Below are 22,939 nucleotides of genomic sequence, written 5' to 3'. Positions count from 1 at the left end.
TCACCTTTCCACATCAGGGATGCAACCGCGAGGGTTTCGTGCTCAAGAGTGCTCGGCGGCCGTGAGCGGGCCGTCGCTGACCTCCATCTCCTCGGGCTCCTCACCGATCCGCATGCCGTGGAACGAGCGGTACACGAAGTACATCGAAGCCAGTCCGAAGACGACGGCGAGCGCCCCGGTGAGCGGACCCAGGCCGCGGTGGGACAGTGCCAGCGCCAACTCGACGGCCAGCAGCCCGAACAGGGTGGTGAACTTGATCACCGGGTTCAGCGCCACCGACGAGGTGTCCTTGTACGGATCGCCGACGGTGTCGCCCACCACCGTCGCGGCGTGCAGCGGGGTGCCCTTGGCGGCCAGGTCCACCTCCACCAGCTTCTTCGCGTTGTCCCAGGCCCCGCCGGCGTTGGCCATGAAGATGGCCTGGAACAGTCCGAACAACGCCATCGAGACCAGGTAGCCGATGAAGAAGAACGGCTCCACGAACGCGAATGAGAGGGTGGCGAAGAAGATGCCCAGGAAGATGTTGAGCATGCCCTTCTGCGCGTAGCGGGTGCAGATCTCCACCACCCGCGACGAGTCCTTCGTGGACGCGCGGGTGGTCCCCTCGAGCCGGATGTTGGCGCCGATGAACTCGACGGCCCGGTAGGCGCCGGTGGTCACGGCCTGCATGGAGGCGCCGGTGAACCAGTAGATCACCGCGCCGCCCACCACCAGCCCCAGCAGGAACGGGGCGTGCAGCAGGGAGAGCTTGTCCACGTCCTGGGTGAGCTTCGCCGTCAGGCCCATCATGATCGAGAAGATCATCGTGGTGGCGCCCACCACGGCGGTGCCGATCAGCACCGGCTTCGCCGTCGCCTTGAACGTGTTGCCGGCCCCGTCGTTGGACTCCAACAGGTACTTCGCGCGGGTGTGGTCGGGTGCGGCCCCGAACTCGGTCTCCAGTTCGTCGTCCACCCCGAGGTCCTCGATCCGGGACAGCTCGAAGACGGACTGGGCGTTGTCGGTGACCGGCCCGTAGGAGTCGACGGCGATGGTCACGGGCCCGAGCCCCAGGAAGCCGAACGCCACCAGCCCGAACGCGAACACGGCCGGGGCCAGCATCAGCTCACCCATGCCCAGCGTGGAGATCCAGTACGCCACGGCCATCAGGGCGGCGATGGCGATCCCGATCCAGTAGGCGGAGAAGTTGCCCGCCACCAGCCCGGACAGGATGTTGAGGGACGGCCCGCCCTTGTTGGAGGAGACCACCACCTCGCGTGTGTGGTGGGCGTTGGGGGAGGTGAAGACCTTCACCAGTTCCGGGATCAGGGCACCCGCGAGCGTGCCGCAGCTCACGATCAGCGAGAGTTTCCACCACAGCCCGTCGCCCATGCCCGCCAGCAGCAGCGCCGAGGTGCCGAACGTCGCGCCGATGCACAGCACCGACGTCAGCCACACCAGCGAGGTGAGGGGGTGCTCGAAGTCCATGTCCGTAGCCGCGTGGTAGCGGCGTCGGGTGATGGCGTGGTTGACGAAGTAGGAGACGCCGGAGCCCACCACCATCACGGCCCGCACGACGAACAGCCACACCAGCAGGGCCACCTGCATCGTCGGGTCCGGAACACCCAGCAGGACGAAGGTGATCAGCGCGACGCCGGTGACGCCGTAGGTCTCGAACCCGTCGGCGGAGGGGCCGACGGAGTCACCCGCGTTGTCGCCCACGCAGTCGGCGATGACGCCGGGGTTGCGGGCGTCGTCCTCGCGGATGCCGAGGATGATCTTCATCAGGTCCGCGCCGATGTCGGCGATCTTGGTGAAGATGCCGCCCGCGATCCGCAGTGCCGCCGCCCCCAGCGACTCACCGATGGCGAAGCCGATGAAGCAGGCACCCGCGATCTCGCCCGGCAGGAACACGAGGATGACCAGCATGATGGCCAGCTCCACCGAGATCAGCACCATGCCCACGCTCATCCCGGCCCGCATCGGGATGTCGTGCAACGGGTACGGCTTGCCGCCGAGCGACGCGTGCGCGGCGCGTGAGTTCGCGAACGTGTTGACGCGGATCCCGTACCAGGCGACGGCGTACGAGCCGGCCATCCCCACCAGGGAGAACCCGATCACGATGGCCGTCCGCCCCGCGCCGAAGCCCACCAGGAACAGGTAGTACACGACGATGATCGTCGCGATGAACGCCCACAGCAGCAGCAGGAACCGGCCCTGCTGCACGAGGTAGGTCTTGCAGGTGCGGTAGATCAGCTCCGAGATCTCCCGCATGGAGTGGTGCGCCGGCATCGCCCGCAGCTGCCGGTAGGTGACCAGCCCGAACACCAGCCCGAGCGCACACACCACCAGGCCCAGCGCGAGCAGCACGTCGCCGGGCAGTCCGACGAACTCCACCGAGCCGAGATCCGGCAGCCGCAGGTTCGCCTCGCCGCCGACTTCGTGACCGCCCTCCCGGGGCGCGGTCGAGCACGAGGCGGTGCCGAGGGTGGCGGCAGCCGTCGCCAACAGCAGCAGCATCCTCCCGGGCCGACGTCGTCTCTGGTCCAGCTGTGGGTGACGGTCCATTCCGACCACTCCTGACACGTTCCGACAGGGCTTCCATAACCCCTCTTGCCGGATGTTACGCCTGCGCCTCCGGACGGTTGGCAGGGGGGTCCCCATAGGGACCAGACCCTTGGACGAGGTGTCCCGGAACCGCCCGCGGGTGGCCGCCACGGGTCTAGGATCGGGCTCACCCACAGATTCCGTCTGCTGACACCGATGTCCTCGGGCGGGGCCGGAAGGAGTGTGTCGTGACTGAACAGCTGACCACGAAGCAGGTGGAGCTGATCGCCCCCCTGACCGGCGTGATGGTGCCGATCGAGAACGTCCCGGACCCGGTGTTCAGCCGCAAGATGCTGGGGGAGGGGTTCTCGATCGATCCGCTGCAGGGGCTGCTGGTGGCGCCGATCTCCGGCGAGGTCGTCGACGTGCAGCCGTCCTCGCACGCGGTCACCATCCGCTCCGACGACGGGCTCGAAGTGCTCATGCACATCGGCCTGGACACCGTCCGCCTGGAGGGTGAGGGATTCACGCGGAGAGTCCAGGAGGGTGCCCGGGTCACCGCTGGCGACGCCCTCATCGAGTTCGACCTCGACGACGTCGGCCGCCGTGCCAAGTCCCTCCTGACCCAGGTGGTGGTCACCAACTCCGAGCGCGTGGTGGGGATCTCTCTCGGCGATGGCCTCGTCGCCGCCGGCGAGGACGTGGCCGCCACCCTCGAACTCGGCGCCCCCGACGCTGGGGGTGACGGCAACGCCAGTGGCGACGGGGACCATGGTGCGGTCTCGGACGCAATCCTCGTCCCGAACCCTACGGGTCTGCACGCCCGCCCCACCGCCACCCTCGTCGGCGTGGCCAAGCAGTTCCGCTCCGATATCAGGCTCCGGCGGGGCGACGACTCGGCCAACGCCAAGTCCATCGTCTCCGTGATGTCCTTGGCCGTCGGCCACGCGGAGAAGGTGGTGGTCACCGCCCATGGGCCCGACGCGGAGCAGGCGGTGGCCCAGCTGGCCGATGCCATCCGTGGCGGGCTCGGAGAGGACTGCCCGCCCGCCTCCGGGACCGAGGACACCGGGGCCGTACCCGCCGTGTCCGAGCCCGAGGAGGCCGAGGAGGAGCCTGCCGGTCCGCTCTCCGGAGACGAGAACCTGCTGCTCGGGGTGTCCGCCTCGCCCGGGATCGGAATCGGCACCGTGGTGCAGCTGCGCCACGACGACATCCAGGTGGCCGAGTTCGCCGAGGACCGGCACAAGGAGCGTCGCAAGCTCAACAGCGCCATCGACCGGGCCCTCCTGGACCTCTCCGCGCTGCAACGGCGCCTCGAGGAGGAGGCATCCGCGGACAAGGCGGACATCTTCGCCGCCCATCAGGAGATCCTCGCGGACCCCGACCTGCTCGACGTGGCTGCCAGCGCCATCGACAAGGGCAAGTCCGCCCCCTTCGCGTGGCGGGCCGCGTTCAACACCGTCGCGGACCAGCTGGCGGGTCTGGACAACGAGATCCTCGCCGGACGCGCCAACGACGTCCGTGACGTGGGACAGCGGGTGCTGGAGGAGCTCACCGGGCAGCGCTCCGAGCGCGATGAGCTCCCGGAGGAGACCATCCTGGTGGCCGAGGACCTGACCCCGTCGGACACCGCCCAGCTGGACCGCACCCGGGTGGTGGGGTTCGCCACCACCAACGGCGGCGCCTCCAGCCACGTCGCCATCATCGCCCGCTCGCTGGACATCCCCGCCGTCGCCGGGATCGAGTCCCGCGCCCTGGACGTCCCCGACGGTGCGAAGGTGGTCCTCGACGGCTCCGCAGGCAGCCTGCAGCTCAACGTCAGCGATGCCGAGATCGAGCAGATCCTGGACCGCCAGCGCCGGATGGCCGAACGCAAGGCCCGCGAGGAGTCCGCCAGGGACGAGCCGGCCATCACCCCAGACGGGCACCGGGTCAAGGTGGTGGCCAACATCGGGGGCGTCGACGACGCCCGCGAGGCCATGACCCGCGGCGCCGAGGGCGTCGGCCTACTGCGCAGCGAGTTCGTGTTCATGGGCAGGGCCACCGCGCCCACCGAGGCCGAGCAGGCCGAGATCTACGCGGACTGCTCGCGGGCACTGCAGCCCGGCCAGCCGCTCGTGATCCGCACCCTCGACGTCGGCGGCGACAAGCCGCTGGCCTACCTGCCGATCCCGGCCGAGGAGAACCCCTTCCTCGGGATCCGCGGCGTGCGGGTCGGGCTCGAGAAGCCGGAGGTGCTGCGCACCCAGTTGCGGGCGATCTACGCCGCCGCCGACGCGGGGGCGGAGCTGTACGTGATGTTCCCGATGATCGCCACCATCGACGACTGGCGGCGGGCCAAGGCGATCCACGACGCGGAGTACGCCAGGTCCGGTGTCACCGCGAAGGTCAGCGTCGGGATCATGATGGAGGTGCCGTCGGTGGCCGTGATGGCCAGGCAGTTCGCCGCGGAGGAGGGCTGCGACTTCTTCAGCGTCGGTACCAACGACCTCACCAGCTACACCCTCGCCATGGACCGTGGCCATCCCAAGCTCGCCTCCCAGGTGGACCCCTGCAACCCTGCCGTCCTCACCCTGATCGGGGGTGCGGCAGAGGCGCTGCACGCCCACGGCAAGTGGCTCGGCGTGTGCGGCGGCGTCGCCTCGGACCCGCAGGCGGTGCCCATCCTCGTGGGGCTGGGCGTCGACGAACTCAGCTGCTCCATCCCGGCCATCCCTGCCGTCAAGGCCATGGTCCGGACCCACGACCTGACCACGTGCAGGGAACTGGCCGCCAGGGCCGTGGCCTGCTCCACCCCGAACGAAGTCCGGGCCCTCGTCCCGATGGACGAGGACTGAGCCGAGGAGACCGAGATGAGTTCAGCGCAAGAGATCGTCAAGGCCGTCGGTGGCCCCGGCAACATCGTCAGCCTCAGCCACTGCGCCACCCGCCTGAGGTTCCAGCTGGTTGACGCCTCCGGGATCGACGACGCCGCCGTCGAGTCCATCAAGGGCGTGATGGGCGCCGTCCCGCAGAGCGGCGAGCGCTACCAGGTGATCATGGGCGGCGCGGTCCAGAGCGTCTACGAGCAGATCAACGAGCTGCCGGAGATGGCCGAGGCCGGGCAGCCGAGCGATGCCGAGATCAAGGCGGCCGCGCGTGCCGGTGGCGTGCGCGGGAAGTTCGCCTGGGTGGACACGTTCTTCGAGTTCCTCTCGGACTCGTTCCGCCCGATTCTGGGAGCCCTGCTCGGGGCATCACTGTTCATCACGTTCATGGCGCTGATGTCCACGCTGGGCGTCATCGGGAACTGGGCGGACCCGCGCACCGAGCTCCCGCCGTCGTGGCAGTTCATGAACCTGCTGTGGCAGTCGGTCTTCGTGTTCCTGCCACTGATGGTGGCCTACAACGCCAGCAAGAAGGCCGGCGCCGACCCGTGGGTGGGGTTCGCCGTGATGGCCCTGGTGATGCTGCCCGGATTCTCCACGCTCGGCAGCATCGAGGAGGCCTACACGGCCGTGGTCGCGGGCAGCGAGGTGACGCTCGTCGACATCTTCGGCGTGCCGCTGACCATCTTCAACTACAGCTCCCAGGTGTTCCCGCCGCTGCTCATGGCCGCCGTCCTGGGGCCGCTCTACAAGGGGCTCAAGCGGATCATCCCGGACAACCTGCAGCTGATCTTCGTGCCGTTCCTGGCCATGCTCGTGATGCTGCCGCTCACGGCGTTCCTGATCGGCCCCATCGGGGTCTACGTGGGCGCCTGGCTCGCGTCCCTGCTGGGCATGGTCAACGGCTTCTCGCCGTTCATCTTCGCCATCCTGATCCCGCTGGCCTACCCATTCATGGTTCCGCTGGGCCTGCACTGGCCCCTGAACGCAGTGATGCTGCTCAACATCAGCCAGCTGGGCTACGACTACATCCAGGGCCCCATGGGCGCCTGGAACTTCGCCTGCTTCGGGGCGACGGCGGGCGTGCTGTTCCTCGCCTACCGGGACAAGGAGACCCAGATGCGCCAGACCGCCACCGGCGCGCTGGCCGCCGGGTTGCTCGGTGGCATCTCCGAGCCGTCCCTCTACGGCATCCACCTGCGCTTCAAGAAGATCTACCCGAGGATGCTGGTGGGCTGCCTCGTCGGCGGCCTGATCCTCGGGTTCGGCGGTAGCGTCACCACCAACGCGTTCGTGTTCACGTCGTTGCTGACCATCCCCGCCTTCTCCAACATCGGGCTCTACGCCCTGGCCGTGGGCGCCAGCTTCCTGACGGCCATGCTGCTGGTGATTCTCTTCGACTACCGCACACCCGAGCAGAAGGCAGCGGCCCGCCGTGCCGGCTCCGAGCTGGAGGCGGCACCCGCCGTGGAGACGAAGGTCATCGTCGTCGGGGACGTCGAGACCAACCAAGCCAAGCAGTGGGTGGCGGCCCTGGGCGGCGAGGGCAACGTCGAGACGGTGGAGCTGATCGCCGAGACCCGCGTCCGGGTGGCGGTCAGGGACTCCGGGCTGGTGGACGTCGAGGCCTTGATGAGGGCCGGGCTCGCGGGGGCGGTGGAGGTTGGGCCCGGGGTGTGGCACCTCGTCGCCGGCCTCGAGGCGGACCAGTACGCCGAGGGGATGCGACGGCGGCTGGCCTCGGTCTGACGGGTGGCCCGAACCACGGCGTCGGGAGGGCGGGCCATGCCCTAGATTGGCGCCATGTCAGCAGAGCCGCTGGAGATCCACATCGTCGCCGACTCATCGGGGGAGTCCGCGGTGCGCATCGCCCGCGCGGCCGTCGCCCAGTTCCCCGGCCAGGAGGTGCGGCTGGTGCGGCACCGTCGCATGACCTCCAAGCAGTCGGTCCACGACGCCCTCGAAGGGCTGAGGGAGCGGCAGGGCAAGCCCAACGTCGTGCTGTTCACGCTGGTGGAGGACGAACTTGTGGAACTCGTCGAGGAGATCTGCAACGATCTCGCCGTGCCGCACGTGGACCTGATGACCAGCACCCTGAACGCCATCGAACAGGCGTCCGGGGCCGAGGCCGACGACGCCCCCCGGCGGCCCGTCGGGGTGGAGACGGACTACTTCACGCGGATTGCCGCCATCGATTTCGCCGTCCGCAACGACGACGGCGCCGCGCCCGGTGCGCTGCGGCAGGCCGACATCGTGCTCACGGGGGCGTCGCGCTCCGGCAAGACCCCGCTGTCCATGTACTTGGGCTACCTGGGGTTCAAGACCGCCAACGTGCCGCTGGTGCCCGGGATCGCGCCGCCGGAGGAACTGTTCACCGTCGACTCATGGCGGCTGGTCGGGCTCACGATGGAGGCCACCCAGCTCCAGAAGATCCGAGGCGAACGAGTCCGGGGGATGGGCGGCTTCGGCACGCGCGACGGCTACGCCGACCTGGACCGGATCTACGAGGAACTGTTCGAGGTGAGGCAGGTGCAGCAGAAGCTGAAGTGCCCCGTCGTCGACACCACGGGCGTGGCGCTGGAGGAGCTCGCCTCCCGGATCGTGGACCTGGTGCAGTCCCGCGCCCGCCGCGTCGGGCAGACGCTGCGGCAGGTGCCGGGCGTCGCCCGCCCGTCCGGGTGATTATGTGACCCTGCCGCACCAATCCGGTTCCGAGGTCATAGGGTGTTGCCGTGGGACGACGAGGTCCCGGCAGATGTGGTCGAAGGAGATCAAATGGTTGAGAAGCGTTTCATCTACGACCTCTCCGAAGGCGATGCCTCGATGAAGCCACTGCTCGGTGGCAAGGGCGCAGGCGTCGCGGAGATGGCCCGGGTGGGGGTTCCGGTTCCGGACGCCTTCACCGTCACCACAGAGGCCTGCATCGAGGCCACCAGACGCGGCGGCGAGTGGCCCGAGGGGCTGCGCGAGGAGATCGACGAGGGCTTGGCGCGCCTCGAGGAACGCACCGGGAAGACCCTCGGGGGCAGCAGCAACCCGCTGCTGGTCTCCGTGCGCTCGGGCGCCGTCGTCTCGATGCCGGGCATGATGGACACCATCTTGAACCTGGGCATCTCCGACGAGTCGGTCGGCGCCGTCGCCCAGGAGTCCGGGAACGAACGCTTCGCCTGGGACTGCTACCGCCGCTTCATCCAGATGTACGGGGAAGTGGTGGAGGAGGTGCCCGCCTACCTCTACGAGGACGCGCTCACCGCGCTGAAGGCCGAGCGCGGCGTAGAGGAGGACACCGACCTCACCGCCGAGGACCTCAAGGGACTCGTCGCGACGTTCAAGGAGATCTCCGCCGAGCACCTCGGCGGCGAGTGGACCTCGGACCCGCGCGAGCAGCTGCACCGCGCCGTCGATGCCGTCTTCCGTTCCTGGCTCAACCCGCGTGCCGACGTCTACCGGCGCGCCAACAACATCTCCGCCGACCTCGGCACCGCCGTGAACGTGATGCAGATGGTCTTCGGCAACCGGGGAGACACGTCGGCCACCGGCGTCTGCTTCACCCGCAACCCGTCCACAGGCGAGAAGGCCCTCTACGGCGAGTTCCTCGTCAACGCGCAGGGTGAGGACGTCGTCGCCGGCATCCGCACCCCGCGCCCGCTGGCCGAGATGCGCGAGGTGCTGCCCGAGGCCTACGACCAGCTGATCGCCACCATGGCGAAGATGGAGGCCCACTACAAGGACATGCAGGACATGGAGTTCACCGTGGAGAACGGCAAGCTCTTCCTGCTCCAGACCCGAAACGGCAAGCGCACCGCCGCGGCCGCGCTGAAGGTGGCCTCGGACCTGGTGGACGAGGGCGTGCTCACCCAGCACGAGGCCCTCAGCCGGATCGAGCCCGCGCAGCTGGACCAGCTGCTGCACCCCGCCATCGATCCCGCGCACGGCAAGACACCCATTGCCAAGGGCCTGCCCGCCTCACCCGGGGCCGCCGTCGGCGAGGTGGTCTTCGACGCCGACACCGCCGCCGAGCGTGGCAGCAAGGGCGAGGCCGTGGTGCTGGTGCGCTACGAGACCACCCCCGACGACATCCACGGCGTCATCGTCGCGCAGGGCATCCTCACCGCCCACGGCGGCATGACCTCGCACGCAGCAGTCGTGGCCCGCGGCATGGGCAAGCCCTGCGTGGCCGGTGCGGGCGGCATCAAGATCGATGTCAAGGCCCGCACCCTCACCATCGGGGAACGCGTGCTGTCCGAGGGCGACGTCGTCACCCTCGACGGCTCCACCGGCGACGTCTACGGTGAAGCACTGGACCTGATCCCGCCGCAGATCAACGAGGACTTCGAACGCGTGGTGGCCTGGGCCGACGAGGTCCGCCGCCTGGGCGTGCGCGCCAACGCGGACAACTTCGAGGACGCGACGAAGGCCCGCGAGCTGGGCGCTGAGGGCATCGGCCTGTGCCGCACCGAGCACATGTTCATGGCCGCGGACCGGCTGCCGGCGGTGCGTCGCATGATCCTGGCCGAGACCCAGGCGCAGCGGGCCGAGGCGCTCGAGGAGATCCTGCCCATGCAGCAGGCCGACTTCGAGGGTGTGTTCACCGCCATGAAGGGCCTGCCCGTCACCGTGCGCCTGCTCGACCCGCCCCTGCACGAGTTCCTGCCCAACCTGGTGGAGCAGTCGCTGCTGGTGCAGCGGCTCGAGTCCTCAGGGGCCGACGGCGCGGAGCTGGCCGAGGCGCGCGAGACCCTCGCCCAGGTCAAGCGGCTGCACGAGCAGAACCCGATGCTGGGCACCCGCGGCTGCCGGCTGGCGATGCTCTACCCGGAGATCCCGGAGATGCAGACCCGCGCCATCGTCCGGGCGGCGCTCGCCGTGCTGGACCGGGAGGGGGAGACCGTCTCGGTGGAGATCATGATCCCCCTGGTGGCGCTCACGCAGGAGCTCTCGGCGCAGCGGGCCATCGTCGAGAAGACCGTGGCCGACGAGCTGGCTACGGCCGGCCGGGAGCTGGACTACACCATCGGCACCATGATCGAGCTGCCCCGGGCGGCGCTGCTGGCCGACCAGATCGCCCAGCACGCCGACTTCTTCAGCTTCGGCACCAACGACCTCACCCAGACCACCATCGGCATCTCCCGCGACGACGCCGAGAACGGGTTCCTGACGAACTACATCATGGACCACGTGATGGAGCGCAACCCGTTCGAGACCATCGACGTCGACGGCGTCGGGCAGCTGGTGCAGATGGGCGTCGACAAGGGACGCAGTACGAAGTCGGGGCTGAAGACCGGCGTCTGCGGCGAGCACGGCGGGGACCCGGAGTCCGTGGAGTTCTTCAACTCCGTGGGCCTGGACTACGTCTCCTGCTCCCCGTTCCGGGTGCCCATCGCCCGGTTCGCGGCCGCCAAGGCGGTGCTGAACCAGAAGTAGCCGGAAGCCACGGACCCCGTCGTGGATACCCTGTTGCCCACCAACTGGAGGTGGGAATGGGAACTCTTACGCGGCGTGCGCTGCTGGCAGGAGCGGCCGTGGCGGGGGCCGGCGCGGTGACGGCTTGCGGTCCGGGCGAGCGGTCGGGCGAGACCCCGGGACCCGGTGGCAGCACCTCGACCGGGGCCACCCCGACGCCGTCGCCGCAGCAGACCGGGCCCGGCGGCACCATCGCCGGGGTCTGCGCACCCGGGCTCCCCGAGGGGGACACGAACCCGGGCCCATTCCAGGGGCAGCAGAACCTCAGGCTCAGCCCCGACGGCGCGCTGCTCGCCGTCGCCCAGGGATCCAGTGGAGATCTGGTGGTCCACGACGTCGCCACCGGCGCCATCGCGCACCGGTTCGAGGTGCACTCCAGCTCCAGCCCGGCCTGGCTGGCGGAGCGGGTGCTGTGCTGGGCCACGGGTGAGTCGGTCATCGTCGCGGACCTGGAGTCCGGGTCCGTCCACCACTTCCGGATCTACCCGGAGTTCGTCCCGCCGGAGGGGGAGGGGGTCGACGCCGAATGGGCCTACAGCTACATCAGCGGCCTCGTCGCCAGCCCCGACGGCAGGCGGATCGCCTTCGGCGACGACCGCAACCTGCTGGTCTCGGATCCCCACGACTGCACCATCGAGGCCTTCCATGCCGGGACCGTGGCCAGCGAGATTGGGCTGACGGACACCGAACTGGTGGCCAGGGTCCGGGGCGAACTGCTGGTGCTGGACCCGATCACCGGCGAACCGACCCGCGAGCTCGGGTCCACCGATCGCGTGAACAGCCTGCGGTGGGCGGCCGACGGCACCACCCTGCTCCGCGGGTTCGTGGTCTCCGGCGGTGCGCAGCGCCTCGAGGTGGTGGACGTCGCCAGCGGGGAGGTGCTCGCGGAGGCGCACGAGGAGCGGGTGGGTCAGCCGGTGTCCCTGAGCGGGGACGGGGCCATCGTCGTCGGCAGCCCGCGCGAGACCGCCGACAAGCGGGTCCTGGTCTGGGACCACGCCGCCGACGAAGTCTCGGTGATCGAGCCCGGGGAGTCGGTCTGGGACGTCGAGCACAGCCCCGCAGGCATCCTGTATGCGAGCGGTGCGGGCGGCCTGAAGGCGTGGGACGTCGCCACCGTCACCCAGCTGGACATCACCTTCGAGCGCTGAGCCAGCCCGTCGCCGGCCCAGCCGCCCGCGGCGTCAGAGGCGCTCGGCCAGCCACTGGGTCTGGCGCAGCCACTGGTGCAGCTGCCCGCCCTCGTGGCCGTTGTACTTCCAAACCGTGATGTCCTTGTCCTGCGACGCCAGGTGGTTGTAGGCGGCGAACACCGTCGACGGCAGCACGATGGGATCCATCAGCGCCACCGAGAACAGGCTCGGGACCTCGATGCGGCGGGCGAAGTTCACACCGTCGAAGTAGGACAGCGTGTTGAACACGACGTCGTCCTGGTCACGGTGCACCGACAGGTAGTGCGTGATCTCCGTGAACGGCAGCTGGGGCGTCAGCTCCACGGAGCGCTGGAAGTGCGACAGGAACGGAACATCGGGCATCGCCGCGAACACGTCCTGGGACAGCGCGGCGACGGCGAGGGTGATGCCGCCGCCCTGGCTGCCGCCGGTCACCGAGATCCGGGACGCGTCGACGAACGGCAGCTGCTTGACCGCGTCCACCAGGCGCACGCCGTCGGTGAACACGCGACGGTAGAAGTAGGTGCCCGGGTTGCTGATGCCGCGGGTCATCCAGCCCGCCACCGAACCCTCCGAGCCGTACGGGTCGGGGGTGTCGCCGCCGCTGCCCGAGCCGCTGCCCTGGCCGCGGGTGTCCATGAACACGTGCACGTACCCGGCGGCCGCCCACTGCAGCCGCTCGCCCGGCAGGCCGCGGCCCCCGTTGTAGCCGATGTACTCAACCACCGCGGGAAGCGGGGTGTCCGTGCGGGGACGCGTGACCCACGCGCGGATGGGCTCGCCGTTGAAGCCCGGGAACGTGAGGTCCTCGATGACGAGCTGGTTGATGGGGGTGTCCGCGGGCGTCAGGACCGTCTCCCCGCCGACGGCGCGCGCCTCGGCGAGGGTGGTGGTCCAGAACTCGTCGAAGTCGGCGGGCTGGGCGACGTCGGGGCGGAACTCACGCAGGTCCGCCAGGGGGAGGTCGGTGAATGGCATGGCAGAACAATACTGATGTGGCGCGGCGGCGGGAGCCGGGTTCCACGGGACAGGGATGGCCGTCGACGCGGGCGGCGGGTCATCCGGGGCGGTGGTGACCAGCGTCCGCGAGAAATCATTTTCTCTGCTCTGGAGGGCACGATCTGCGGCGTGTCGCGGCGCCCTGTCACGCGGCCGCCGGAGCCCCCGTGTCGGGGGCGGCCCCTAGTGTGGGGGAATGCGCGCATCCGACGGCCCCAAGGCCCCCCAGCTGCACCCGCTCAGCTTCGGCGAGCTGACCGAAGGGCCGCCGCGGCTGCTCGAGCCGAACACAGACATCTACGCACTGCGTTACGCGGACATCCGCACCGAGAGTCTGGACCTCGGCAAGGGCAGCGTCGTGAACGGCTCGGTGTTCTCCGACGTGGTGGCCGACGAGCTGGTGTTCGCGTCGTCGCGCCTGGTGGAGACCAGGTTCCAGCAGACGGCGGCACCCGTGGTGAAGTCCGCGCGGGCGGCCTGGCGGGAAGTGGAGTTCGACGGCGGCCGCCTCGGTGCCATCGAGGCGTTCGACCTCGACGCCCGGGCCGTCCACTTCCGCGGCTGCCGCATCAGCTACCTGAACCTGCGTGGCTCGAAGCTGCTCGACTTCTGCTTCACCGACTGCATCGTCGAGGAACTGGACCTGTTGCAGGCCGACGCCAAGCGGTTCGCGTTCCCCGGCACCCGGATTGGGAGCCTCACCGTCCACAACTCCAAGGTGGCCGACATCGACCTCCGCGGCGCCGAACTGGCATCCGTGAGCGGCTGGCAATGGCTTGCCGGAGCCACGATGAGTGAGGAACAGCTGATGTTCCTGGCCCCGCAGATCGCCGCCGAGCTGAAGATCCGGGTGGCCTGATCAGCCCACCCTGGCCAGATTGGTGACGGCCTGCGCCCGCAGGTCCTCGCCCTCCAGGCCGGCGACGTGCGCCGCGGCCGCGGCCAGTCCGTGGTGCACCGCCGCCTGGCCGTCGGCGTCGGCGAGCAGGCCCTGGACCAGGCCTGCGACGAACGCGTCACCGGCCATCACGGACTGGATCGGCTTCTCGACGGGGCAGGACAGGGTGACCACCTCGTCGCCGCGCAGGACCGCCACGCCACGCGCGCCGAGGCTCACCAGCGGGATCCGGACCCCGGTCGCCGCCAGCTGCCGCAGCGCCAGCGCCACCCGATCCCCCGGCTCGGCCTCCGGCACCCCGGGCAGGGCCGTGATCTCGTCGTCGTTGGGTTTGAACGCAGTCAGGCCCGGCACCCGCAGCGCCTCCCGGAAGGCCGCGCCCTGCGCGTCCACCACCACCCGCGCCCCGGCCGCGAGGCAATCGCGCGCGAGCTGCGCCCAGGTCTGGTCCGGCAACCCGGACGGCGTGGACCCGTTGAGCGTGACGACGTCGCCCGGCCGCACATCCGCCAGCAGTTGCTCCACCAGGGGTGCCACCGCCTCGGGACCGTCGAGCGTGAACCCCTTCGCGACGAAGTGGGCGGCCACCTCGGCGCCCTCGCCGTCGACGAGCGTGAGGTTGTGGCGGGTCCGGCCGGGCACCGCCACCAGGTGGTGCTCCAGCCCCTCGGCCGCCAGCTTCGAGGAGTAGTGCGCGAGGTCTTCGACCCCCACCAGCGCGTACGCCTTCACCGGGACCCCCAGCGCCTTCGCGGCCCGGGCGCAGCTGACACCCTTGCCGGAGCACACGGAGCGGAACTCCTGCATCCGCCCCAGCCCGCCCCAGGTCAGCCCGGCGACGGTGTAGTAGTCGTCGTAGCCGGTGTTCAGGGTGACGGTGCGCAGGGTTCCCACGCCACCAGCCTAGAGCGGCCGGCCCCGGTCATTCCTCCGAGTCTTCGAGGTCCTCCTCCACCGGCTCGCTCAGCAGTACCTTCTCGCGGTGCCGGGCCACCACCGTCGTGATTCCCAGCTCGGACTCGATCCGCTCCTCGAGGGTGGCGGCGGGCCCGGGCTCGCCGTGGACCAGGAACACGGTCTCGGGGCGGGGCTCCAGTGATGCCACCCAGGCCACGAGCTCGGATGCGCCGGCGTGGGCGGAGAACTCATTCTCGTCCACGATCTCCGCCTTCACGGGGACGTGGCGGCCGTTGATCTTGACGTGGCGGGCACCCTCGAGGATGTCGCGGCCGCGCGTGCCCTCGCCCTGGTAGCCGACGATGACCACGCAGTTCTTCGGGTCCGGCAGCAGCTTCTGCAGCCAGCTCAGGACCCGGCCGCCCTCCAGCATCCCGGAGGAGGAGATGATGATGCGCGAGCCCTTCTGCTCCCTGGCCTTGCGGGACTGGCGGCTGGTGCGCACCTCCTCGAGACGTCGGATGCCGAGGAAGTCGTCGACGGTCACGCCCTCGGCGAGCTCCTCGGGCATGTCGCGGTAGACGTCGAGCGCCTTCATGCTCATCGGGCCGTCCACCAGTACGGGCACCTCGGGGATCCGGCCCTCGCGCTGCAGCGCCACCAGCGCGTGCAGGACGGCCTCGGTCCTGTCGATGGCGAAGGCGGGGATCACCACGGAGCCGCCGCGCTCCACGGTGCGGGTGATGGCCTCTGCCATGGCGACATGGGCGACGGGTGGGTTCTCGTGCTCGCGGTCGCCGTAGGTGGACTCGCACAGCACCCACTGCGCACCTGGCGGGGTGCCGCGGTGGCGGACGACGGGGTGGGAGTCGCGCCCCAGGTCGCCGGAGAACAGGACCCCCACGCCCTCGACGGTGAGGTTCACCGAGGCGGAGGCCAGGATGTGGCCGGCCCGGGTCCAACGGCCGACGACGCCGTGGCCGAGGTCCACGTCAGTGTCGAAGTCGACGGTGTGGAACAGCTCGATGGTGCGCTCGGCGTCGGCCTTCGTGTAGAGCGGTTCGGGCTCGGCGTGCTTGGAGTAGCCGCCGCGGATGGCGTTCTCGGTCTCCAGTTCCTGCAGGTGGGCGGAGTCGCGCAGCACGATCTCGGCCAGCCGGGCGGTGCCCTCGGTGCAGAAGATGGGGCCGCTGAAACCTTGGTTGACGAGGGCGGGGAGGTAGCTGGTGTGGTCCGCGTGGGCGTGGGTGACCACGACGAAGTCGATGGTGGCGGCGTCGACGGCGAACGGCTCCCGGTTGCGCAGCCGCAACTCCTTGGTGCCCTGGTACATGCCCGCGTCCACCACGAGCCTTCGCTCGCCGAACTCGATCAGGTACTTGGATCCGGTCACGGTGCCCGAGGCGCCGAGGAACTGCAGTGTCACTGGCACGGTCATGGCCCAACTGTAGGCAACGAGGGCGTCACCCGGGTCCGAGGCTGTGACCGGGTCGGGGGGGCTAGAGTCGCAGACCACCGACGAAGGGTGCTCGAAGATGACTTCCTTGCTGTTCGCCGTCGTGACCGCGGTCCACATCGCTCTGAGCGTGTGGGTGTTCGTCCGCGCCCGAAGGGACCGCTCCTGGTACCTGGTGCTGGTGGGCCTGGTCACGCTGGGACTGGTCTACGACAACGGGATGGTGGCCATCGGCCGTTTCATCGGGGAGGGCCCGCTGCTGGAGGCGCTCAACTGGCCGCGTTTCCTCGTCCATGCCCTCGTCACGCCGATGCTGGTGATCGTCGCCGTGGGGATGGCCCGCCGCTGTGGCGCCGCCTGGGCCCGCAAGCGCTGGGTGCATGCGCTGTTCTGCCTCGTGGCCGTCGCGCTCATGGTCTACGGGTTCGTGACCGAGGTGGTGGGGCTGGAACTGGAGGTGGTGCGCGACGGTGATGCCGTGCGCTACTCGGCGACGGAGACGGGCCCACCCATCCCCTCGATCGTGGCGATCGTGGTGCTGATCGCCGTCGGCATCGCGGTCTGGCGACGGGGAGGTTACTGGATGGCCATCGGCTCGGCCATCATGTTCGTCGCCGCCGGAATCCCGTCGCTGCCGCTGGTGCTGGCCAACACCGGCGAGGTGGCCCTCATCGTCGGCCTGGTGCTCACCGCGACGCGCGCCGTCCCCGCCGACGAGCCAGAAGGGGCGACGGCGAGTTGAGCACCCGGCGCGGTCAGAGCTCGTCGCGCCGGAGGTAGAGGTCTCGCAGCAGGGCGATCTCGGCGCCGTGGTGGATCAGCTCCCGGTGGATGTGGAGCACGAGCGTGGCGCGTGAGCGCTCCTCGAAGCCGGGCTCGAGGTCTCCCACGGGCACCTGGAGGTCCGCGTCAGACCAAGACCTGATGCCTGCCACCCACTGCTCGTGCAACTGGTCCAGCCGGCGCAGCGACTCTGCCGCGGTGCCGGGGTAGTCGTAGCCCATGTAGTCGTGGGCGGGGCCGCCGAAGTGGGAGGCCACCCGCGCCCCGAGGACGCCCACGAGGATGTGCCCGAGGCGCCAGGCGATGCTCGTCACCGGCCCCAGCGGTGTCTGTGGGAAGGCGAAGTCGATCTGGAAGTCACCGCTGCCGGCCTGCACGTACCCGTCGGCCGCAGCGGCGGGTGAGGTGGCGCCCCGGGGCCGCACGCTCCAGCCGGGAACGGGTTCCCAGAAGTACTCGTCATCGGTGATCCCGTCGAGCCGGGAGCGCAGCTGGTTGTCCCAGTGCCACTCGAGCTGCTCCAGGAGTTCGTCGCGCCAGAACATGGAACACCTCCGTCGTCGTCGGCGTACAACCACTGTATTCGCGGCACCGGTCATGGGATGCCCGGCCTGTATTGTCCGGGGCATGAAGCGCACCCCCGGTCCAGGTGGTCGCGTCGTGGCGTTGGTCTGTGGCGCGGTGGCGATGCTCGTCGCCGTGTTCACGCAGTGGGCCTCGCGCTGGCCGGAGCTGCACCTCAGCCAACTGCTGCACGTCGCGGACACCGACCCCATCGCCGAGCTGGTGCGGGTGCTGGACCCCGACTTCCGGTTCGTGACCGGGGTGGAGCACTACGACGGCGTCTACTACTACGCGATCGCGCTGGACCCGTTCGCCTCCGGACAGGCGCACGACCTCATCGACCTGGCCGGCTACCGCTACGGCTCGCCGCTGTGGGGCTGGCTCGCCGGGCTGTTCTCGTTCGGCGACGCGGCCGCGCTGCCGCTGGTGTTCTGGCTGATGACCCTGGCCTCGCTGTTCGCGGCCGGCTACCTGCTGTCCCGCCTCGTCGCCCACCACGGCGGCTCGGGGTGGTGGGGGCTCGTCGTCGCCGCCAGCCCCGGCATGCTCTACAGCTCGACGACGCTGCTGACCGAGCCGCTGCAACTGGCCATGGTGTGCGCCGTCCTGCTCTGGTGGGGCCGCGGCGAGCGGGGCAGCACGTGGGTGCTGGCCGGCCTGGTGGTGCTGACGTGCCTGCTGAAGCAGCAGCTGGTGCTGGTGCCGGTCGCGCTGCTGCTGCACGCCGGCTACCGGATGCTGCGGGGCCGGCGGACCGGCCTGACGCGGGTGTTGGCGCTCGCTGCCGGGCCAGCCGCGTACCTGGCGTGGACGTCGTTCATCCGCAGCCGGTTCACCCCGGACCAACTGACCTACGACGACGGCAACATCGGATTCCCGTTCGTGGGTTGGCTGCAGACCTTCGAGTTCGCCAGCTACCTGCGGGTGGGGGACCCGTACTCGATGCAGATCGGCACCACCGCACCGGCCGGGATCGCCGCGACGGCGGTCATCCTCGCGGCGGGCGCCGTCGCCGGCCTGTGGCGCCGCGACGCGCTCGGGTTCGTGGTGGTGCTGCAGGCGGGGCTGGTCACGTGCTTGGGCTGGTTGACGCTGCTGCACCCGCACGAGTTGTTCCGCATCCCCTCGGTGCCGGTGGCGCTGGCACTCGCCTCGGTGGCGGTGGGGCTGCGACGTCGTGGCCGGGCCGGGCCCGCGTCGTCGGAGGCGGCCTACGTGCCGCGCTTCAGCCTCCGTAGATGACGAACAACACGACGGCGAACACCAACGTCGCCGCCACGGCCAGGACGCGCTCCAGGGTGCTCTCGAGGCGACGCAGCGCCAGCCACACGAGGAGCGCCAGGCCGAGCGCGCCCAGGGTCCACCAGTAGCCGACGGGCGTGGTGTCGGAGATCCGGACCAGACCGTGCGCCGCCTCGCCCATGGCGGTGGCCGGGAGCACGGCCGCGCCGATCCCGCGCAGCCACGCGGGCCCGTTGCCCCGCAGCAGCCACACCGCCAGACCCATCGCCACCCCGGAGACGACGCCGGCCACGCACCAGAACAGCACCATCCGCATGGACACGCCGTAGTCGCGCAGCGCCGTCGTGGCGTAGTAGCCCACCATCGCAAGGGGACCGGCGACCGCGCCGAAGGCGACGTGGCTCCACGGCCCGCGCCCGAACAGCGCCAGTGCGCCCGCGAGGGTCACCACGGGAGCGGCCGAGTTGAACAGGGGCGAGATTCCCTCTGGGGCGAAGGTCTGCCCGAAGGACATCACCACCCCCGCCAGCAGGCCGATCCCCACGACGAGGGCGATGGTCCCGACACCGGGGCGTCGGGACGTGGCGGACGTGTCCGTCGCGGAAGCCATCAGCGGACGAAGACCGGCTGGTACTTGGTGGAACGGGCGTCGTCGAGTTCGTAGCCGTCCGCGCTGAACTCGAAGACCCGCGACGGCGTGCGGGACCGGTCCTTGACCAGCCACGACGCCATCAGCCCGCGGGCGCGCTTGGCGTAGAAGGAGACCACGCGCGGCTCGCCGCTGGGCCCGCGGTCCTCGAAGCGGGGAGTGACGACGCGGACGCCGAGACGCTCGGGCCGGATCACGCCGAAGTACTCGTTGGAGGCGAGGTTGACCACGACGTCGGCGCCGGGCGAGACGTCCAGGTCCCGCTTGACCTGGTCCGTGACGCGATCGCCCCACCAGTCGTACAGGTTGCGGCCGCGCGGCGTGCTCAGGCGGGTACCCATCTCCAGGCGGTGCGGCTGGATCAGGTCCAGCGGCCGCAGCACGCCGTAGAGGCCGGAGAGGATGCGGATGGTCTTCTGTGCCTCCGTGAAGTCGCGGGCGTCGAAGCCGGAGGGTGCCGCGAGGCCCTGGTAGACGTCGCCGTTGAACGCCAGCACGGCGGCGCGGGAGTTCTTGGGGGTGTGCTTTGCGTCGAAGCTCGAGTAGCGCTCCGCGTTGAGCGTCGCGAGCTCCTCCGAGATGTCCATCAGCTTGGAGATGTCCGCCGGGGACTTCTCCCGCATGATGCCGATCAGCTTCTCCGACTCCGCCACCAGGCGCGGCTCCGAGTGCTTGCGGGTGGCCGGCTTCGTCTCGAAGTCCAGTGACTTCGCGGGCGAGAGGAGGATCAGCATCCGACGATCATACGTAATGGATATGAGTCGCGCGAGCCCGTCCGGCTGGTGCGGTGGGGTGACATCAGGGCCGGGCCGCGGCGGCCGATGGGTCCGTGATGGCCGTGCTGAGGCGACGGTGCGAGCCGGCGAGGTGGTCCTCCAGGACGGCGCTGAACCCGGCCCAGTTGCCGCTCTCCGCCAGCCGCATCAGGTGGGTGTGGTCCTCGAGGGAGGGGTGGAGGTCCGCGTCCTGGGCGTTGGTGATGTCCAGCAGGGTGGCGAAGGTGGGCATGTACTGGTGCCACAGGGACAGCAGGCGGCTGTTGCCGGAGAGCTCGTAGAAGTGGGTGTGGAACTCGAGGTCCGCGTGGGCGTAGGCGTGCTGGTTGCCCGCCTCGGCGTGCCGGGCCATCTCGGCGAGGCTGGCCCGCGGCCCCTCCCAGTCGGCGGCCTCGGAGCGCTTGATGGCCAGCTCGCAGGCCAGGTGCTCGGCGGCGTTGCGGATCTCGTACAGCTCGTCCACGTCGGCCTGCCCGAAGGGCTTGGTGTGGTAGCCGCGGCGGCGCGACTCCAGCAGGCCTTCTGCCAGCAGCGTGCGCAGGGCGTCGCGCACCGGGCCGCGGCTAATGCCGTGCTCACCGGCCAGCACGTCCTCGACGAGATGGGTGCCGGGCGGCACCTCACCGCGGACGATGCGCCCGCGCAGCAGGGCGGCCAACTGTTCCCCCAGTGCCACCATCCGGACCGCACCACTCATGCGTGTCCCTCCCCTCGTGCGTGAGACCCAAACGTTATCCAAACATGCTTGCACCCACCTTCCGCCTCGGGATAGGGTTTCGTCAACCGTTAACGGTAGACCGACGACGAAGTGGGGTCCCATGACAGCACCTGAAATCCTTTCGGCGCTCACCACGCCCTTCACCTCCGACGGCGAGGTGGACGCCAACGCCTTCCGGGCCAACCTGGACCGGCTCGCACCCTTGGTGGACGGCGTGTTCGTGGCCGGCACCACCGGTGAGTACCCGGCCCTGTCCGCGGCCGAACACGCCGGACTGGTGACCCAGTGCCTCGAGGTGTTCGGGCCCCAGCGGGTGGTCGTGCACGTCGGCGCCGCCAGCACGCGGCAGGCGCTGGAACTCACCCGGGAGGCCCGGGGCTTGGGCGCCGTCCGCTACGCCGCCATCACCCCCTACTACATCCCCGCCACCGCGAAGGGGGTCCTGCGGCACTGGGCCGCCATCAACGAGGAGTGCGGCGGTGAGCTCTACGGCTACGTCTACCCCGACGTCGCGGTGACGGACCTCCTGCCCGATGACCTCCCGGAGGTGCTGAAGTCCGGCATCGCCGGGATCAAGGTCTCCGACTCCGCCTCGAAGCGGGTGTCGGAGTACTTGGCAGCGGCCCCGGAGGGCTTCAAGCTGTGGTCCGGCAACGACGCCGACGTCCCCGCGGTGATGGCTGCGGGCGGCACCGGCACCGTCTCCGGCGTTAGTGGGGCCACCCCCGGACCGTGGGCCGCACTGCGCGACGCGATGCGCGACGGCGACGCCGAGGCCGCCGCCGCGGCGCAGGCAGTGATCAAGCAGGTGGTGCCGGTCCTCGGCGGCAGCATCGCCAACCTCAAGCACGCCCTGCAACTGCAGGGCCTGGACAACGGCGAACCGTGCCGGATGTCCATCGACCAGCCAGACCCCACAACCCGGGCCAGGATCGCCGCAGCAGTCGACCTGGCCGGCAACGAGTAAGGAGACAACCATGAAGCGCAGAACACTGATCGCAGTCACGGCCGCAGCAGCCCTCGCGCTGGGGGCCTGCAGCGGCACCGGCGGAGAGGGGGACAGCGAGTTCCCCTCCAAGGACATCACCCTGATCGTCCAGGCCGCGGCCGGCGGCGGCTCGGACCTCTCGTCGCGTGCCCTCGCCACCGCCCTCGAGCCCATCCTCGGCGTCTCGATCGTCGTGGAGAACCGGCCCGGAGCCTCCGGCTCCACCGCCATGCTCCACGTCAAGGACCAGCCCGCCGACGGCTACACCATCGGCTTCGGCCCGGTGGAGATCGCGATGCTCGGCTCCATGAACTACGACATCCACCCCAGCGACTTCGACATGCTCGGCCAGATCATGCTCGGTCCCGGCGTCCTCTCCGTGCCCGCCGACAGCCCGTACAACACTCTCGAGGAGTTCGTCGCCGCAGCCCAGGACAAGGAGATGACGGTGGCCAACTCCGGTGCCGGCTCCATCTGGGAGCTGGCCGGGGCCAGCCTCGCCGACGAGACCGGGGCACAGATCAAGCCGGTGCCGTTCGACGGTGGCGCCCCCGCCGTCGCCGCGGTCCTCGGCAACCAGGTGGACGCGGCCGCCTCCGGCGTGAACGAGGTCAAGCAGAACCTGGCCGACGGCAAGCTGAAGGTGCTGGCCATCTTCCACTCCGAGCGCCACCCGGAGATCCCTGACGTGCCCACCGCGGCCGAGCAGGGCTACGACATCGAGATCGGCGGCTGGGGCGGCATCTACGCACCCAAGGACCTGCCCGACGACGTCCACGAGACCCTTGAGAGCGCCATCGCGGAGGCCGTCGAGCAGGACTCCTACCAGGAGATCATCACCGGCAGCGGCAACCTCGTCGTCTACCGTGACTCCGCCGAGTTCACCGAGTTCGCCGAGGCCGAGGCGGAGCGCTTCGCGGGCCTGCTGGAGGGCTGAC

General features: G+C 70.0%; 18 protein-coding genes. 10 read left to right on the top strand and 8 right to left on the bottom strand.

The features are described from left to right. Positions 1 to 42 precede the first annotated feature (42 nt). The gene (locus ACYU7G_RS00575; protein ID WP_461103680.1) at positions 43 to 2,547 is read right to left on the bottom strand and encodes a sodium-translocating pyrophosphatase; all 2,505 of its coding nucleotides are present in this window, start codon (positions 2,545 to 2,547) and stop codon (positions 43 to 45) included. Positions 2,548 to 2,774: 227 nt separating this feature from the next. Between ACYU7G_RS00575 and ptsP the strand changes: the two genes are divergently transcribed. The 5 genes from ptsP (at position 2,775) to ACYU7G_RS00550 (ending at position 12,010) form a co-directional block, all read left to right on the top strand. After that, entirely contained in the window at positions 2,775 to 5,366 is a 2,592-nt protein-coding gene (gene ptsP / locus ACYU7G_RS00570; protein ID WP_461103678.1) for a phosphoenolpyruvate--protein phosphotransferase, read from the top strand. Positions 5,367 to 5,381: 15 nt separating this feature from the next. After that, entirely contained in the window at positions 5,382 to 7,145 is a 1,764-nt protein-coding gene (locus ACYU7G_RS00565) for a PTS transporter subunit EIIC (protein WP_461103676.1), read from the top strand. A gap of 54 nt (positions 7,146 to 7,199) precedes the next feature. Next, positions 7,200 to 8,078, top strand: a complete 879-nt coding sequence (locus tag ACYU7G_RS00560) for a pyruvate, water dikinase regulatory protein (protein ID WP_461103674.1) — start codon at positions 7,200 to 7,202, stop codon at positions 8,076 to 8,078. A 93-nt stretch (positions 8,079 to 8,171) separates the two neighbouring features. Beyond that, positions 8,172 to 10,820, top strand: coding sequence for a pyruvate, phosphate dikinase (ppdK, locus tag ACYU7G_RS00555; protein WP_461103672.1), 2,649 nt, complete (start codon positions 8,172 to 8,174; stop codon positions 10,818 to 10,820). Positions 10,821 to 10,876: 56 nt separating this feature from the next. Next, positions 10,877 to 12,010 (top strand): WD40 repeat domain-containing protein, encoded by a 1,134-nt coding sequence (locus tag ACYU7G_RS00550; RefSeq protein ID WP_461103670.1) that lies wholly within the window; start codon positions 10,877 to 10,879, stop codon positions 12,008 to 12,010. 33 nt (positions 12,011 to 12,043) lie between these two features. Here ACYU7G_RS00550 and ACYU7G_RS00545 read toward each other — a convergent pair whose 3' ends face one another. After that, on the bottom strand, positions 12,044 to 13,009 hold the full coding sequence (locus tag ACYU7G_RS00545) for an acetylxylan esterase (RefSeq protein ID WP_461103668.1): 966 nt from the start codon (positions 13,007 to 13,009) through the stop codon (positions 12,044 to 12,046). Between the two features lie 217 nt (positions 13,010 to 13,226). On the opposite strand from ACYU7G_RS00545, the gene ACYU7G_RS00540 reads away from it, so the two are divergent. Next, entirely contained in the window at positions 13,227 to 13,889 is a 663-nt protein-coding gene (locus tag ACYU7G_RS00540) for a pentapeptide repeat-containing protein (protein WP_461103666.1), read from the top strand. Here ACYU7G_RS00540 and ACYU7G_RS00535 read toward each other — a convergent pair whose 3' ends face one another. Beyond that, positions 13,890 to 14,822 (bottom strand): 1-phosphofructokinase family hexose kinase, encoded by a 933-nt coding sequence (locus ACYU7G_RS00535; protein WP_461103664.1) that lies wholly within the window; start codon positions 14,820 to 14,822, stop codon positions 13,890 to 13,892. A 28-nt stretch (positions 14,823 to 14,850) separates the two neighbouring features. Continuing rightward, positions 14,851 to 16,263, bottom strand: coding sequence for an MBL fold metallo-hydrolase RNA specificity domain-containing protein (locus tag ACYU7G_RS00530; RefSeq protein ID WP_461103662.1), 1,413 nt, complete (start codon positions 16,261 to 16,263; stop codon positions 14,851 to 14,853). 97 nt (positions 16,264 to 16,360) lie between these two features. Between ACYU7G_RS00530 and ACYU7G_RS00525 the strand changes: the two genes are divergently transcribed. Further along, on the top strand, positions 16,361 to 17,023 hold the full coding sequence (locus tag ACYU7G_RS00525) for a hypothetical protein (RefSeq protein ID WP_461103660.1): 663 nt from the start codon (positions 16,361 to 16,363) through the stop codon (positions 17,021 to 17,023). Positions 17,024 to 17,036: 13 nt separating this feature from the next. On the opposite strand, the gene ACYU7G_RS00520 is transcribed toward ACYU7G_RS00525, so the two are convergent. Then, positions 17,037 to 17,609, bottom strand: a complete 573-nt coding sequence (locus ACYU7G_RS00520; RefSeq protein WP_461103658.1) for a DinB family protein — start codon at positions 17,607 to 17,609, stop codon at positions 17,037 to 17,039. An 82-nt stretch (positions 17,610 to 17,691) separates the two neighbouring features. Here ACYU7G_RS00520 and ACYU7G_RS00515 point away from each other — a divergent pair, with 82 nt between their 5' ends. Then, complete coding sequence (locus ACYU7G_RS00515) at positions 17,692 to 18,870, top strand: hypothetical protein (protein WP_461103656.1); 1,179 nt, start codon at positions 17,692 to 17,694, stop codon at positions 18,868 to 18,870. Here the strand turns inward: ACYU7G_RS00515 and ACYU7G_RS00510 are convergent. The 3 genes from ACYU7G_RS00510 to ACYU7G_RS00500 form a co-directional block, all read right to left on the bottom strand. After that, positions 18,854 to 19,480: a DUF6518 family protein gene (locus ACYU7G_RS00510; protein ID WP_461103654.1), complete on the bottom strand. Its 627-nt coding sequence runs from the start codon at positions 19,478 to 19,480 to the stop codon at positions 18,854 to 18,856. The two genes, ACYU7G_RS00515 and ACYU7G_RS00510, sit on opposite strands and share 17 nt — an antisense overlap. Further along, positions 19,480 to 20,253, bottom strand: a complete 774-nt coding sequence (yaaA, locus tag ACYU7G_RS00505) for a peroxide stress protein YaaA (RefSeq protein ID WP_461103652.1) — start codon at positions 20,251 to 20,253, stop codon at positions 19,480 to 19,482. The genes ACYU7G_RS00510 and yaaA overlap by 1 nt, the downstream gene beginning before the upstream one ends. A 64-nt stretch (positions 20,254 to 20,317) precedes the next feature. Continuing rightward, positions 20,318 to 20,992, bottom strand: a complete 675-nt coding sequence (locus ACYU7G_RS00500; protein WP_461103650.1) for a GntR family transcriptional regulator — start codon at positions 20,990 to 20,992, stop codon at positions 20,318 to 20,320. 121 nt (positions 20,993 to 21,113) lie between these two features. Here ACYU7G_RS00500 and ACYU7G_RS00495 point away from each other — a divergent pair, with 121 nt between their 5' ends. Together ACYU7G_RS00495 and ACYU7G_RS00490 are read left to right on the top strand one after the other, a co-directional pair. Then, the gene (locus ACYU7G_RS00495) at positions 21,114 to 21,980 is read left to right on the top strand and encodes a dihydrodipicolinate synthase family protein (protein ID WP_461103648.1); all 867 of its coding nucleotides are present in this window, start codon (positions 21,114 to 21,116) and stop codon (positions 21,978 to 21,980) included. 10 nt (positions 21,981 to 21,990) lie between these two features. After that, complete coding sequence (locus ACYU7G_RS00490) at positions 21,991 to 22,938, top strand: tripartite tricarboxylate transporter substrate binding protein (RefSeq protein ID WP_461103646.1); 948 nt, start codon at positions 21,991 to 21,993, stop codon at positions 22,936 to 22,938. The last annotated feature ends 1 nt before the right edge of the window (position 22,939 follow it).

It is taken from the genome of Tessaracoccus terricola (assembly GCF_054776555.1).
This window is presented reverse-complemented; position numbering and strand designations above follow the sequence as displayed.